Annotated in this window: 13 protein-coding genes; 1 reads left to right on the top strand and 12 read right to left on the bottom strand. The window is 43.7% G+C overall.

All coding sequences use genetic code 11. The features are described 5' to 3' along the window. Positions 1-15 precede the first annotated feature (15 nt). On the top strand, positions 16-618 hold the full coding sequence (locus IEU81_RS01230) for a hypothetical protein (protein WP_231957117.1): 603 nt from the start codon (positions 16-18) through the stop codon (positions 616-618). A gap of 100 nt (positions 619-718) precedes the next feature. Here the strand turns inward: IEU81_RS01230 and pheT are convergent, their stop codons facing one another. From pheT to dnaI, 12 genes are all read right to left on the bottom strand, one after another. Further along, entirely contained in the window at positions 719-3,121 is a 2,403-nt protein-coding gene (pheT, locus tag IEU81_RS01225; protein ID WP_092594926.1) for a phenylalanine--tRNA ligase subunit beta, read from the bottom strand. Then, positions 3,108-4,160 (bottom strand): phenylalanine--tRNA ligase subunit alpha, encoded by a 1,053-nt coding sequence (gene pheS, locus IEU81_RS01220; RefSeq protein WP_186090769.1) that lies wholly within the window; start codon positions 4,158-4,160, stop codon positions 3,108-3,110. The genes pheT and pheS overlap by 14 nt, the downstream gene beginning before the upstream one ends. 305 nt (positions 4,161-4,465) lie before the next feature. Continuing rightward, positions 4,466-5,209, bottom strand: coding sequence for a TrmH family RNA methyltransferase (locus tag IEU81_RS01215; RefSeq protein ID WP_186089914.1), 744 nt, complete (start codon positions 5,207-5,209; stop codon positions 4,466-4,468). Next, complete coding sequence (locus IEU81_RS01210) at positions 5,203-6,279, bottom strand: M42 family metallopeptidase (RefSeq protein ID WP_092594930.1); 1,077 nt, start codon at positions 6,277-6,279, stop codon at positions 5,203-5,205. The genes IEU81_RS01215 and IEU81_RS01210 overlap by 7 nt, the downstream gene beginning before the upstream one ends. A gap of 118 nt (positions 6,280-6,397) precedes the next feature. Further along, a complete protein-coding gene (locus IEU81_RS01205; RefSeq protein ID WP_186089913.1) occupies positions 6,398-7,954 on the bottom strand; it encodes an alanine/glycine:cation symporter family protein in 1,557 nt (518 codons plus the stop codon). Between the two features lie 209 nt (positions 7,955-8,163). Further along, positions 8,164-8,919 (bottom strand): YhfC family intramembrane metalloprotease, encoded by a 756-nt coding sequence (locus tag IEU81_RS01200; protein WP_186089911.1) that lies wholly within the window; start codon positions 8,917-8,919, stop codon positions 8,164-8,166. 312 nt (positions 8,920-9,231) lie between these two features. Beyond that, positions 9,232-10,209, bottom strand: coding sequence for a nuclease-related domain-containing protein (locus IEU81_RS01195; RefSeq protein ID WP_186089910.1), 978 nt, complete (start codon positions 10,207-10,209; stop codon positions 9,232-9,234). Between the two features lie 170 nt (positions 10,210-10,379). Next, a complete protein-coding gene (gene rplT, locus IEU81_RS01190) occupies positions 10,380-10,736 on the bottom strand; it encodes a 50S ribosomal protein L20 (RefSeq protein ID WP_092594937.1) in 357 nt (118 codons plus the stop codon). Positions 10,737-10,757: 21 nt separating this feature from the next. After that, positions 10,758-10,961: a 50S ribosomal protein L35 gene (gene rpmI / locus IEU81_RS01185; RefSeq protein WP_092594939.1), complete on the bottom strand. Its 204-nt coding sequence runs from the start codon at positions 10,959-10,961 to the stop codon at positions 10,758-10,760. Positions 10,962-10,982: 21 nt separating this feature from the next. Continuing rightward, positions 10,983-11,513, bottom strand: coding sequence for a translation initiation factor IF-3 (infC, locus tag IEU81_RS01180; protein WP_186090767.1), 531 nt, complete (start codon positions 11,511-11,513; stop codon positions 10,983-10,985). Between the two features lie 199 nt (positions 11,514-11,712). Continuing rightward, a complete protein-coding gene (gene thrS / locus IEU81_RS01175; RefSeq protein WP_186089908.1) occupies positions 11,713-13,644 on the bottom strand; it encodes a threonine--tRNA ligase in 1,932 nt (643 codons plus the stop codon). Between the two features lie 315 nt (positions 13,645-13,959). Continuing rightward, complete coding sequence (gene dnaI, locus IEU81_RS01170; RefSeq protein ID WP_186089907.1) at positions 13,960-14,880, bottom strand: primosomal protein DnaI; 921 nt, start codon at positions 14,878-14,880, stop codon at positions 13,960-13,962. Positions 14,881-14,887: the final 7 nt, after the last annotated feature.

Below are 14,887 nucleotides of genomic sequence, written 5' to 3'. Positions count from 1 at the left end.
AATCCCAAGGAAAATGTGCAAGGTCTGCTTAAAATTGGCAAGCCTGCTCACAATCACAACGAAAATGAGCAAGGTCAGCATAAAATTGACGAGCCTGCTCATAATTGCAAGGAAAACGAGCAAGCTCAGCACAAATTCCACGACCCTGCTCATAATCCCAAGGAAAATGTGCAAGGTCTGCTTAAAATTGGCAAGCCTGCTCACAATCACAACGAAAATGAGCAAGGTCAGCATAAAATTGACGAGCCTGCTCATAATTGCAAGGAAAACGAGCAAGCTCAGCACAAATTCCACGACCCTGCTCATAATCCCAAGGAAAATGTGCAAGGTCTGCTTAAAATTGGCAAGCCTGCTCACAATCACAACGATAATGAGCAAGGTCTGCTTAAAATTGGCAAGCCTGCTCATAATTGCAACGAAAACGAGCAAGGTCAGCACAAAATCCACGTTCCTGCTCATAATCCCAAGGAAAATGTGCAAGGTCTGCTTAAAATTGGCAAGCCTGCTCACAATCACAACGAAAATGAGCAAGCTCACCTCAAATTTCACGACCCTGCTCACAATCCCTCAAAAAACGAGCAAACTCAGCACAAAATCCGCAACCCTGCTCACAAATAAGCCACAGCCAAAATCCTCGAATGATCGCCCACGAGCATTCTCCTAAAAATAAAAAAAGCAGGGGCGATTGTCTCGTCCCTGCTTAAATTTGAAAACTTTTCTATCCTCTGACGGTATAGCCTGCTTTAACCAGCGCGTCTTCCACCGGTGTGTGCAGTGCTTCAATGTCTTTGTCTGTCAGTGTTTTTTCTCTATTTAAATATGTCAGGTGCAGCGCGACAGATTTTTTACCGTCTGCCATATGCTCGCCTTCATATATATCAAACGGATAAACGTCTGTTAAATATTTCGGCGCAGCGTCTTTAATCACGTCAATAATTTCTGATACGTTGACGCTGCTGTCGACTTCCAACGCAACGTCGCGTGACATTGAAGGATATTTAGGCAGGAATTCATATAAAATACTGCCCGTTTTAATTTTCAGCACTTCTGCTAAATTAATTTCAAAGACTGCTGTCTGACCTAAATCGTAGTCCTCAGCGTACTGCGGGTGCAGTTCGCCGGCGAATCCGATTTTTTTATCGTCTAAATAGATTTCAGCGGTGCGGCCGGGGTGCAGCTCATCGTGCGGAGCAGCCTGCACGTACGATACGCGTTCTGCCAGACTGAGTTTTGCAAAGAGCGCGTTGAGCACCCCTTTAACCGTATAGAAATCCGACGGTACAAATGATTGCGTCCAGGCCGTCTTATGCTGTTCGCCCGTCACGATTCCCGCAAGCATTTCCACTTCGTCCGGCAGCTGATCCTGACCGTTCGTCACGAAAATTTTACCGATTTCAAACAGAGACACATTTTTCTGCTGGCGATTCACATTATACATGGCGTTATCGACGAGGTGCGGCACCAGCGATGTTCTTAAGACCGCGCGGTCCTCACTCATCGGCATGAGTAAAGCGAGCGACTCACTTAAATCCGTAAATTCACCGATGCGTTTTTTGCTCGTTAATGCGTAGTTTATCGCCTGAGAGAAGCCTTGAGCGTTTAATTGGCGTTTAATGACACGCACTTCACTCTGCTCATCCGATAAACGTCCCGGTGTAATCGTTGAATATTCCGGCAGCGTTGAAGGAATATTGTCGTAACCGAATATCCGTGCGACTTCTTCAGAAATATCTTCCGGAATTTTCAAATCATCGCGGCGCGACGGAATAATGACGTTAATACCGTCTGAAGTTTCTTCAGCACCAAGGCCAAGTTTTTCTAAAGTTTCTAAAATATCAGCGTGGGATAAATCCGTGCCGAGCCGGTTATTAATAAATGATGCAGACGTTTGAATGACGCCGGGCTCTAGGTTCAATGCGCCTTCGCTCGCGATACCTTTAAGCGTTTTTCCGCCCGCGTATTTTTCAAGCAGGTGGGCTGCACGGTTAACTGCCGGTAAAATAAATTCGTGAGAGACACCTTTTTCAAATCGCTGTGATGCTTCACTGCGAAGGTTCAGACGGCTGCTCGTTTTACGGACTTTAACCGGGTCGAATAAAGCTGACTCGATCACGACATTGACAGTTTGAGCCGTCACTTCTGAATCCAGGCCGCCCATCACGCCGGCAAGTGCAATCGGTACTTCGCCGTTAGTAATTACGATATCATTTTCAGTCAGCGTGCGTTCTTTACCGTCCAGCGTCGTGAAAGCTTCATCTTTTTTAGCCAGGCGCGTGACGATTTTATCTGAACCGATCGTATCGCGGTCAAACATATGGAGCGGCTGGCCGTATTCCATTAAAACGTAGTTGGAAATATCAACGACGTTGTTAATCGGTCTAATGCCTGCTTTAATTAATCGGATCTGCATCCAAAGCGGCGCAGGTTTAATTTCAACATTTTTCACTTCGCGGACTGCGTAAAACGGCACCGCTTCACTGTCGCTGTTTTCGATGTTCATCGTAATCACATCATCGATTTCAGACACTGATGATTCAGGCGCTTTAACGTCCCCTCCGAACAGCGCGCTCGTTTCATATGCTGCACCGATCATCGACAAGGCATCTTTACGGTTTGGCGTTAAATCAAACTCGAGCACCTGATCGTTTAAATACAAAGCAGTCAGTGCATCTTCACCAGGTGTCTGTGCTGTATTAAAAATGAAAATACCATCCTGGTATTCAGCCGGTACGAATTCTTCTTTCACACCGATTTCCTGCAGTGAACAAATCATGCCTTCCGATACTTCGCCGCGCAGTTTAGCACGCTTGATCTTAACGCCGCCTGGCAGTCTGCCGCCGACTTTAGATACGATAACGTAGCTGTCAGCCTGGACGTTCGGTGCACCGCAGACGATTTGCGTCACTTCTTCACCGGTATCGACTTCACATAAGTTCAGACGGTCCGCTTCAGGGTGCGGTTTAACTGATTTAACATAACCGACGACGAGATTTTTAATGTCCGCCGTATAGTCGATAATATCGTCGACTTCAATACCGCCGCGCGTAATTTTTTCTGAGAGTTCATTTGTCGGCACATCGATGTCGATAAACGTCTTAAGCCATTCTTTAGATACTTGCATGCGCTTCGCCTCCATCTTCTGTCGGAATAAATTGATCGATAAATCTTAAATCGTTCGTATATAAATGACGGATATCTTCGATACCGTATTTCAACATTGCCACGCGGTCTGGTCCCATACCGAAGGCAAATCCTGAATATTCTTTTGAATCAAAACCAGCCATTTCAAGCACGTTCGGGTGCACCATGCCGGCACCTAAAATTTCAATCCAGCCGGATTGTTTGCAGACGTTACAGCCTGCCCCTTTACATTTGAAGCAGGAAATATCCACTTCAACACTCGGTTCAGTGAAGGGGAAATAACTCGGACGAAGACGCACTTCTCTGTCGTCCCCGAATATTTCTTTCGCAAATAATTCGAGCGTGCCTTTTAAATCGCTTAAATGGATGTTTTTATCGACAACGAGCCCTTCAATCTGTGTAAACTGATGTGAGTGTGTCGCATCATCGCTGTCTCTGCGGTAAACTTTACCCGGACAAATAATTTTAACCGGGCCTTCACCCTTTTGCGCTTCAAGTGTGCGCGCCTGCACCGGTGACGTATGTGTCCGTAGAAGAATCTCTTCAGAAATATAGAACGTATCCTGCATATCGCGCGCCGGGTGTGATTTTGGAAGGTTCAGCGCCTCGAAGTTGTAGTAATCCTGTTCAACTTCATAACCCTCTTTAATTTCATAACCGAGGCCGATAAAGAAATCTTCAATGTCTTCAACGATGCGGTCGATCGGGTTGGAGCCGCCGATATCCATCGTGCGTCCCGGCAAAGTGACGTCGATCGTTTCAGCCTGCAGTTTTTCTTTCATCGCTGCTGCTGACAGTTCTGTTTCCAGTTCAGCAATAGCCGTTTCAATCTCATTTCTCAAGACGTTGACTTTTTGGCCGTATGCCGGACGTTCTTCATTCGACAGATTTTTCATTTCTTTCATCAAACCTGTCACTTTACCTTTTTTACCTAAATATTCTACGCGTAAATCCGATAAAGCTTTAGAATTATCGACTGCGCTTAATTTATCGTTAAACTCGAGCTGGATTGTTTCCATTTCCACTGTCATATCATCACTCCTGATTTTTATATAAATTTAAAAGAAAAAAACCCCGCCCTCATAAAAGGACGGAGTTCCGTGGTACCACCTAATTTTCTGCATACGCAGACACTTAAATACGCCGATATGGTGGCGTCTCCCGCATACTTCATCAATCAGGTGAACACTGATTAAAACCGCACATTAATTTTCAGCTGATATTAATGTTCTCTGGACCGGTCTCGATAATCATTTATTCCTAACTTCAACCGAAGTAAATTTATAACTTTGTTACATTAATTATAACCAAATTACACTTAAAATCAAGATTTAAAATGATGCATCAAAATTGCACCGGCAATTGCTACGTTTAAACTCTCGCTCATGCCCGGCATACTGATTTTGGCATTGATATCCATCAGCTGTTTCGTCCGTTCGGTCAAGCCGCGGCCCTCGTTGCCGAGAACGAGCATGATATCACCGTCCGGCTTATTAAAGTCATCGATGTAAACCGCGTCATCGAGCGATGTGCCGATTTTAATTCCTTTAAAACTTTCTGCCGCCTCGAGCGCCCCACGCTGCAGCATGTTTAAGTGGAAGTGGCTGCCCTGAGCCCCTCTTAATACTTTAGGGTTGTATGGGTCTGCGCTTTCCGGCGTGACGATTACCGTCTTGAAGCCAAAAGCATCCGCCGTTCTGATTAAAGTGCCGAGGTTGCCGGGATCCTGCACATCTTCTAATAATAATACTCTGTTATACGTAATTTTACCGGGTGCCTGCTGGTTGACTACAGCAGCGATACCAGGCGGTGTATCTAAAGTCGATAAAGATTTCATTACATCGTTTGAAACGTAAAGTACTTTAAAATGATCGATGTTTAAATCGTGTTTAAAGCCGTCTTCGATAATAATCGTATCGACAGGCTGTTTATAATTGACTGCTTCTTCTACTAAATGCACACCTTCGATTAAAAACTGATTTGATTTTTTGCGGCCTTTCGCCGTATGAAGCTTGCGGTAATTTTTAATGCGCGTGTTATCTTTTGAAGAAATAACTTCTTTTACCAAATGATTTCGTCCACCTTATCGTCGTTTAATGATTTCACTACTTCAGTGACCAGTTTGACTGCATTGTTGTAGTCTTCCTTATGCATAATCGATACGTTTGAATGCATATAGCGTAGCGGGACGCCGATCGATACAGACGGCACGCCGTCGTTTGATACATGGAAGGCGCCTGAGTCCGTGCCGCCGCCGGTAATGACTTGTAATTGTACAGGAATATCCTTCGTTTTGGCAACGTCTAATATATGTTTTCTAAATGGCACGTGCCCGATATTTGAACCGTCCATTAATAGAACGAGCGGTCCTTTGCCGAGGTCTCCTGTGCCATTTGAGGATTTCATTCCCGGCGTATCCATAGCGAGACCAACGTCTACTGCGATTGCGAGATCCGGTTTTACTTTATTCGCTGCAACTTTAGCACCGCGGAGTCCCACTTCTTCCTGGACTGTCGCCCCGCTCACTAAGTTAATATTAATATTTTCTTTTTCAAGATTTTTCATCACGTCGATCGACAGCGCAACACCAAAACGGTTATCCCACGCTTTAGCCAGCAAGTAATTTTCGTTCGCCATCTCTGTAAACTCGGTGTACGGCGTAATCATATCGCCGAGGGCCACGCCGGCCTGCTCTGCTTCTTCTTTAGACGCGACACCGATATCGATAAACATGTCTTTAATATCCACTGGTTTTTTTCGTGCTTCAGGTGTTAAAACATGCGGCGGTTTAGAGCCAATTACACCAGTAATTATTTTACCGTCACCCGTCGTAATGCTCATGCGCTGGGACAGCATCACTTGATTCCACCAGCCGCCGACCGGTGTAAATTTAATAAAGCCCTTGTCGTCAATTTCAGTCACCATAAAGCCGATTTCATCTAAGTGGCCGCCGACTAAGATTGTTTTTGCGCCCTCTTTGGCTTTTTTCTTGCCGAAAACGCCGCCGAGATTATCTTCCACAATTTCGTCAGACAGCGGATTTAAATACTCTTTTACTTTATTTTTAATGGCTGTTTCAAAGCCGGCGATGCCGTTGGCATCCGTTAAGTCTTTTAACATTTCGAGTTGTTTATCCATTTTAAAATCCCCTTTAAAAATAGTCGTTAATTTTATTTTACCATAAGATATTTCAGATACCGTAATAATAATACTGCAAAATAAAGCACCCTCTGTTTAAGAGAGTGCTTCAATTGAATTAATTTCTGTCCGGATAGCTGTATCCTTCTTCATCTCTTCTCGGGTATTCATCGACCCAGAAGTTATGATCTTTAAAGTCGCTGCGGTCAGGCTCGTAAACAATCTCGCCTTTCAGCTTGCCTTGTTTTTTCAGTTTGTATTGACGCTCGTAATCTCTGAACACTTTTAAGGCCGGTTTCTGCAGGATTAAAATAGCGATAACGTTAATCCAAGCCATCAGCCCGACGCCGAGGTCACCCATCAGCCAAGCTAAATCTGCTGTTGAAACGGCACCGTAAAATGCAGACGCAATCAGTACGAGACCAAGTACAATTTTAAGCCACTGCATTCGCCCTTTAAGCATATAGACTAAGTTGGTTTCCGCTATATAGTAATAAGCGAGCATCGTCGTATAGCAGAAGAACAAGAGCGCGAACGCGATAAAGTAAGAACCGAAGCCGATAAAGTCTTCCTGGAAATTATCCATGCCGTGGAAGGCGCTGTCGATGCCGGCCTGAGTAAATGTTACCGTACCGCTGACATCTTTTTCACCGGCTGCATTCGTCTGATACACGCCGTTATCGACAATTAAGCCGCCGTCTCCGTCAGACACGTTGTACATCCCTGTCATTAAAATCATTAAAGCTGTTGCTGTACATACGAATAATGTATCGATATATACTGAGAACGCTTGAACCAGACCCTGTTTTGCCGGGTGAGATACTTCTGCAGCACCTGCTGCGTGAGCTCCGGTACCCTGACCTGCTTCGTTTGAGTACAGTCCGCGTTTAACACCGATCATAATCATGGCACCGACCGTACCGGCAAACTGCTGCTCGAGACCGAATGCGCTCTTGAAGATTAATGCGATTAAGCCTGGAACCGCTTCGATATTCATTATTACAATTGCTACTGCAACGATAATATAAGCGATTGCCATAAATGGAACGACTGCTGTCGCAACGTTTGCAATCGAACGGATTCCGCCGAAAATTACAACTGCAAGAATAACGACGATAAATGCACCGATCATCCATGAATCAATCATCGGCAGTGCATTGGTTGCAGAACTTGAAATTGAGTTAGACTGGATCCCCGGTAATAAGAGACCGCAGGCAATCACCGTAACGACTGCAAAAAGCAGTGCATAATATTTACCGAACGTTCCACCGATCCCCTTTTCGATGTAGTACGCCGGTCCCCCGCGATACTGCCCGTCTTCCTTCTGTTTATAAATCTGAGATAAAGTCGATTCTACAAACGCACTCCCCGCACCGAGGAAGGCGATCAGCCACATCCAAAATACTGCCCCTGGCCCCCCGATAAATATTGCTGTAGACACACCGACAATGTTACCCGTTCCGACACGCCCTGCCAGTGACACGGCAATTGCCTGGAAACTTGAAATTCCGTCTTCTGATTTTCCGCCTCTAAAGATTAGGCGGATCATATCAGCTATGTATCGCACTTGGAATAATCGCATGCGGATCGAGAAGTATAATCCCGTACATACCAGCAAAATAACCAGAGCCGCACTCCAAACAATGTCATTAAAAGCTGTTACAAATGTCTCCATTTAAATGATTCCCCTTTGTTTTCTCTCTTTAATATGAAATTACCACTCAAATATAGTCTATTTACTCCCCCTTGTCTATGCTTTTTCACAAAAATTGTTACCGCTTACAATGTTGATGCTTCAACATTCTCTTTATAATAGTTGGTATACGGACGATTGAGCGGTATTAAAAAAAGCCCGGTTCAATTGTGAACCGGACGGTTTTTATCCTAAAGCGCATCGCTTTGATTCCTGTAAATTTTTACTAATTTTACTGCGATAGCAGCTGTTGCTGCAGTCACAACTATGAAACCCGCGTACATGATATACATATTCGATAAAAGCCCCGACTGCAACATGGCCGCTGTCACATTTGCCAAAGCATGAAGCAGAATAGCGAACGGATACAGCCACCATTTTTTCTGCATCATCACCGCAGAAAAGACGATAATTGACAAGGAGATATGTAAAATCATTGCGATAATTCTTTCAAAAATCGCAATCGAATACATATACCACGGCTGGCTTTGAATTAAATTCTCCGCTGGAATCGGCACCGCATTTAAAGCATCCGAACCTGAATTTACCATCATAGCGATAACGATGCCGTTAATCATACTGATTCCGACAACCGCCGCGGCTTCAAAACCGCCGTGACCGATACCATACGATACCGCGCTGTCAATATCGCGGTAATATTTTTTCGTCATTAAAAATGCGAGCAGCCTGCCCGTCTCTTCAAAGACCCCGGCAGCGAGCACACCGTATAAAACATAGAGCCACGGTGAAACAGTCAATAATTCTATAGAACCGTCCGCGCTAGGCTTAAGTACCGCAGCATGAAGCAGCTGCTCTAAAATTAAAGCAAAAATTAAAAAGACAGCAATACCAATCAAAAACGGAATCCATCTGACTTTGAACCATTTTCTAAGCACAAACATAAAAATAAACGGCAGCAGCACCGAAATCACGGCCACCACCGCCATAATTACAATCTCCGACTGGGGAATCAATGTGAACACCCTCCTTTTTCATCATTGTATCGGTAATTAGGGCCGTCGACAATGATGGATTGGGGATGGGTCCCTTGTCAGGTCGATGAACACGCCTCATCTGCCTGATAATTTTTCTGTCAGGTCGATGAACACGCCTCATCTGCCTGATAATTTTTCCGTCAGGTCGATGAACACGCCTCATCAGCCTGATAATTTTTCCGTCAGGTCGATGAACACACCTCATCTGCCTGATAATTTTTCTGTCAGGTCGATGAACACACCACATCTGCCTGATAACACGATTTAAACTAATGATTTGTCTTTATATCTATTCAAATTCTCATGCTTTTCATAAGCTTGATCGAAACTTAGATATTTAGTCGTATAATATGAACCTGGACCGCTTGAAAGACGATTGCAATACTTATTCAGTAATCTATAGACTGTTCGTTCGCTAATTTTGTAATCGATAAACTGCAATAAACGCTGTTTGGTCAACTTTTCATTCAGAAATAAAGATTTAAAGTCATATATAGCGCGAAGTAGATGTGTTTCCTTTTTCTCACATGATCCACATTTTTGGCACATCAAATGATAATGATATAACTCCAGCTCAAACCCGCCGCACGCCCCGCAATATAATCCTTTTTTCACGCTTGAGAAATCGGCGCTTTTATCGAAATAAGGGTTGGCCACTATGCGCTCGCGAATCAGTGCGGCAATTTTTTCTGCAAATCGGCCGGCGTAAATATTTTTAAATTGCATCAGGTAATGACGCAGCTCTGAACGGAGCACGACAGAATCGCGTAGCGCCTCATCGCGCGTCTCGAGACGAAATTCAATATTCGGGAAGACTATTTTGCCGGTCACGGAAAATTCATCCCTCACCAGATAACGCATTTTAATCAGTTTCCCCATCGCCCGCCGGAGCTGCGACAGCGCATCTTCCGACACTTCAGATTTTCTGATATACCACTTCCCGTTTTCATAACGATAAAGACCCGAGTAGTTTTTTATTTCGTTGACCACAATCCCGTCATCGCTGACAATCAGACTGTCGTATTGGGCAACGGCTCCGTCGATTTTCAAATAAATATCTCGAAATACAAATACTGAGCCGTGACCGGCCGAATCGAAGATCCGGTCGTATTCGCACTCACCGGAAAATCCTTTTTCCAGCACCGACAAAATCTTCGCTTCTTCAGACGACAATCTTCTCCTCTTAACTAGAGCTCGGTAAAACAGCAGTTCAGCGCCGGCAGTTCTGTGACTTAAAATCATCGCTCATATTCCTCCCGTATAAAAAGTAGTCCCTACCCTATATATAGGAAAAATTGGCGGTTTATTTTTTTATCGTACAAGTTATTTTATTTATTTGACAAAGCCAAAAATATTTCCAGTAAAATACAAAAAAGCACCCAACTTTATGGGTGCTCCTTTTTAACGCGTTATTATTTTAAAGCGTTTTTAGCTTGTGCTACGATTTCAGCGAAAGCAGCGTCGTCAGCGATAGCAATTTCAGAAAGCATTTTTCTGTTGATATCGATGCCAGCAACTTTAAGTCCGTTCATTAGACGGCTGTAGCTGATGTCGTGCTGACGTGCAGCAGCGTTAATGCGTGAGATCCATAATTTACGGAATTCACGTTTTTTCTGTTTGCGGTCACGGTATGCATACTGACCTGATTTCATTACAGCTTGTTTAGCTGTTCTATATAAAGTGCTTTTCGCACCAAAATAACCTTTTGCCTGTTTTAATACTTTTTTACGTCTCTTACGAGATGTTAATCCATTTTTTACGCGAGCCATTTCTAACTCCTCCTTTTAATATTATTTAGCAGATTTAGCTAATAAGTGAACTAAGCGTTTTGCATCTGATTTAGCAACTAGAGCAGATCCTCTTAATTGGCGTTTCTGTTTAGTTGTTTTGTTAGCGAATAAGTGGCTAGTGAACGCTTGTGAGCGTTTGAATTTGCCTGTACCAGTCTTTTTAATTCGTTTAGCATAACCTTTATGCGTCTTCATTTTTGGCATGATAAAGTCCTCCGATTATAATTATTTTTTCTCTGCAAACGGTGCAACAACGAGGAACATGGAACGTCCTTCCATCTTCGGTCTCTGTTCAATCTGGCCATCTTCTTTAAGTGCTTCAGCAAAACGCTCAAGTACTTTACGTCCGATGTCTTTGTGCGTAATCGCACGGCCTTTAAAGCGAATAGAAACTTTTACCTTGTCTTCTTTAGCAAGGAATTTTTTAGCGTGACCCAATTTAGTATTGAAGTCGTGCTCTTCGATTGTCGGTGACAAACGAATTTCTTTTAAATTAATGACTTTTTGTTTCTTACGAGCTTCTTTATCTTTTTTCTGCTGCTCGTACTTGAACTTACCGTAATCCATAATACGTGCAACAGGCGGTTTAGCGTTTGGTGCAACAAGTACGACGTCTAAATTAGCATTTTCTGCTAACTCAATTGCATCTCTCGTTGCTTTTATACCTAGCTGTGAACCATCTTCTCCGATTAAACGAACTTCTTTTGCGCGAATACGATTATTGATCAATGTTTGATCTTTAGCTATGTTTAGCACCTCCAAAATATTTAACGAACAAAAAAAGGCGAATGCAGCACACTGCACCCGCCTTAGAATTTGCAGCTGCAATAGTTACTGCGGCTGCATTTCCCAATTTACCCAATCACTTTCGTTTAAGGGTGTGAAGCGGGAGCTTCAACTTGTCCGTTTGTTTCAACTCTTAGTACTATACAGGATTAAATCCGCTTTGTCAAACTTATTTCTTCAATCTGATTTCATCGATTAATTGATACAGGAAGTCTTCCTTATCAAATGTTTCTTGTTTCTCTTCACCGTATTTTCTGACGTTGACGAGCGACTGGTCTTTTTCTTTATCGCCGACAACGACCTGGTAAGATATTTTATTCATTTGAGCTTCGCGGATCTTATATCCCATTTTCTCGTTGCGGTCGTCAATATGAACACGGATGCCCTGGCTCTTCATTTCGTCGTGAATTTCACGTGCGTAATCGTAGTGCAAGTCCAGGTTAACCGGAATAATTTCAACTTGTTTTGGCGCCAGCCATAACGGGAAGTTGCCTTTGTATTCTTCAGTTAAGAAGGCAACAAAGCGTTCCATCGTCGACACTACACCGCGGTGAATAACGACTGGACGGTGTTCTTCACCGTCTTTGCCGATGTAAGTTAAATCGAAACGTTCAGGCAGCAGGAAGTCTAACTGTACAGTCGATAACGTTTCTTCTTTGCCGAGCGCTGTTTTCACCTGTACGTCCAGTTTCGGACCGTAGAATGCCGCTTCACCTTCCACTTCTTCATACTCAAGACCCATTTCATCAACAGCATCTTTCAGCATGCTTTCAGCGCGCTGCCACATGTCATCGTCGTCAAAGTATTTTTCTGTGTCTTCAGGGTCGCGGTAGCTGAGACGGAATCTGTAGTCGTTTAAGTTAAAGTCTTTATAGACTTCCTGAATCAGTTCAACCACTCTGATAAATTCCTCTTTAATCTGATCCGGGCGCACGAAGACGTGAGCATCGTTCAGCACCATGCCGCGGACGCGCTGCAGGCCGCTGACTGCCCCGCTCGCTTCATAGCGGTGCATCATGCCGAGTTCCGCGATTCTGATCGGCAGTTCGCGGTAAGAGTGGCGTTCATTTTTGTAAATCATCATATGGTGCGGGCAGTTCATCGGACGAAGTACTAATTCTTCGTTGCCGACTTCCATCGGCGGGAACATATCGTCCTGATAGTGATCCCAGTGGCCGCTCGTTTTATATAAATTCGTATTGGCCATAATTGGTGTATAGACGTGATTGTAGCCGAGTGAAATTTCTTTATCTACAATATAACGTTCGATTTCGCGGCGGATTGTCGCACCGTTTGGCAGCCAAAGCGGCAGACCTGCGCCGACCATCTGGTTATTTTCAAACAGCTTCATTTCCTTGCCGATCTTACGGTGGTCACGCTCTTTGCGTTCTTCCAGAAGATCCATATAGGCAGCGAGTTCTTTTTTATCGAAGAAAGCTGTGCCGTATATGCGCTGCAGCATTTTGTTATTGGAATCGCCGCGCCAGTATGCACCGGCAGTCGATAACAATTTAAATACTTTAATTTTAGCTGTTCTCGGCACGTGGACGCCGCGGCACAGGTCAGTAAATTCACCCTGTGAGTATACCGTCACCTGTTCGTCAGCCGGAATCGCATCGATCAGTTCCTGTTTATAAGGATCATTAATAAATAATTCTTTCGCTTCATCGCGTGATAATACTCTTCGTTCAATCGGAATATTTTCATCCACAATGCGCTTCATTTCTTTTTCTATTTTAGGGAAATCTTCTGAAGAAATGTTTTCCTCGATATCGAAGTCGTAGTAAAACCCTTCTTCAATGACTGGACCGACACCGAAGTGCACGTCGCCGTATAGGCGTTTTAAAGCCTGGGCCATTAAGTGCGCAGTTGAATGGCGCAGAATTTCAATGCCTTCCGGACTTTTATTCGTAATGAGTTCTACTAAACCGCCAGCTTCAAGCGGACGTGTTAAGTCGAATAACTCCCCATCTACTTTAGCAGCCAGTGAAGTTTTTTTAAGTCCCGGGCTGATCGAGCCGGCAATTTCTTCCGGTGTGACGCCGAAATCAAACTCTTTTACGTTCCCGTCCGGGAATCTTACGTCGATTTTTTCAACCATGCTAAACATCCTCTCGTTTCCAATTTGATATAAATTTAAAATAAAAAAAGCCGTCCCTATTAAAAAAATAGGGACGACTTTACCGCGGTACCACCCTGATTTACACAGATAAATCCCGTGTCTCAAGTTTGGAGATAACGGTCCGACCGACTTCCGATTAAGGAAGTATCATCAGCAGGTAGTAACAATTCGCGGTTTATATGCATGTCTCAGCAATCATGCACTCTCTTCAATAAACTATTTAAAAATTGTCTTGTCCTTGGATTATTAATGAAATATAGCTATATCGTACACGAAGGCACTGTAAAAATCAAGCTATGAGTTTCTTAAATTATCACCCGTCAGCTCAACTTCTTCACATAAGGCGCGGATTCTCTCGATCATACGGAGCGCTTTGGTTTCTTCTTTGCCGTTCGTTTTCGTATAGCTGTACCGTCCTTTTAACTCATTAATTGCAAAGTTTGAGCTGATAAAAGTCGGCAGCTGTTCAACCATACGATAATTTAAAATACTCGTAATCACTTCATCCCGGCTCCAGGCCGTGACATCTTCTGCGCCGAGATCGTCTAAGATCAGCACTTCTGCATTGCGGATGGCATCGTAGCGGGCATTCGTCGTACCGTCGTTAAAGCCGGATTTTAAATCTCTTAAAATTTCCGGTACGTAAATCATCATCGAAGATATCGATTTTTCTTTTAATTCATTGGCAATACAGCCGAGAATATAAGATTTTCCGATACCGAATTCACCGTGAATGTACAGTCCGCGGTAGCCTTCACCTCTGGCAATCTTGCCGGCTTTTTCTATCGCATTTTTTAAAATATCACGGCGGTCATCATTTAAAAAGATGGTATCAAAAGTGGCTTCTCTGACGTCTCTTGGAATATGGAAGCTCTGGATCAGGCTTTCCCGTTTAATAAATTCCTCGTGTTTTGCTCTGACCGGACATTTGGTATAAAGCATGTTAAAGCGGCCCTGACGGATTTCAAGATTGATAATGAAACCGTCGGGATGGCTTAAACATTCACCCTCGTCTGCAGGTTCGCATTCTGCCGGCTGGTTGATATAGTGTTTTAAAATCATCAGATCGTTTTGAATCATGGAGCGGGTAATCTCGCCTTCATGTTCAGCCATAAATTGTTTCATCTTCGGATGATTTATAATTTCGTTATATATACGCTCGTTATTCTCCCGGATTTTTTCCGAATTTTTAACGAAACTGCTTATCGGTTCCATTATCTCA

Origin of the sequence: Jeotgalicoccus aerolatus (assembly GCF_014635205.1) — a bacterium.
Classification (GTDB): Bacteria; Bacillota; Bacilli; order Staphylococcales; family Salinicoccaceae; genus Jeotgalicoccus; species Jeotgalicoccus aerolatus.
The sequence above is the reverse complement of the archived record's forward strand: the minus strand, read 5'-3'. Positions and strand labels throughout refer to the sequence as shown.

What these genes read in the sequence shown, in the direction of transcription:
- pheT (WP_092594926.1), bottom strand. Translation starts at nt 3,121, where the DNA reads ATGCAAGTATCTAAAGAATGGCTTAAGACGTTTATCGACATCGATGTG.
- pheS (WP_186090769.1), bottom strand. Translation starts at nt 4,160, where the DNA reads ATGGAAACAATCCAGCTCGAGTTTAACGATAAATTAAGCGCAGTCGAT.
- IEU81_RS01210 (WP_092594930.1), bottom strand. Translation starts at nt 6,279, where the DNA reads ATGGATAAACAACTCGAAATGTTAAAAGACTTAACGGATGCCAACGGC.
- IEU81_RS01205 (WP_186089913.1), bottom strand. Translation starts at nt 7,954, where the DNA reads ATGGAGACATTTGTAACAGCTTTTAATGACATTGTTTGGAGTGCGGCT.
- IEU81_RS01200 (WP_186089911.1), bottom strand. Translation starts at nt 8,919, where the DNA reads ATGGCGGTGGTGGCCGTGATTTCGGTGCTGCTGCCGTTTATTTTTATG.
- IEU81_RS01195 (WP_186089910.1), bottom strand. Translation starts at nt 10,209, where the DNA reads ATGATTTTAAGTCACAGAACTGCCGGCGCTGAACTGCTGTTTTACCGA.
- rplT (WP_092594937.1), bottom strand. Translation starts at nt 10,736, where the DNA reads ATGGCTCGCGTAAAAAATGGATTAACATCTCGTAAGAGACGTAAAAAA.
- rpmI (WP_092594939.1), bottom strand. Translation starts at nt 10,961, where the DNA reads ATGCCAAAAATGAAGACGCATAAAGGTTATGCTAAACGAATTAAAAAG.
- thrS (WP_186089908.1), bottom strand. Translation starts at nt 13,644, where the DNA reads ATGGTTGAAAAAATCGACGTAAGATTCCCGGACGGGAACGTAAAAGAG.
- dnaI (WP_186089907.1), bottom strand. Translation starts at nt 14,880, where the DNA reads ATGGAACCGATAAGCAGTTTCGTTAAAAATTCGGAAAAAATCCGGGAG.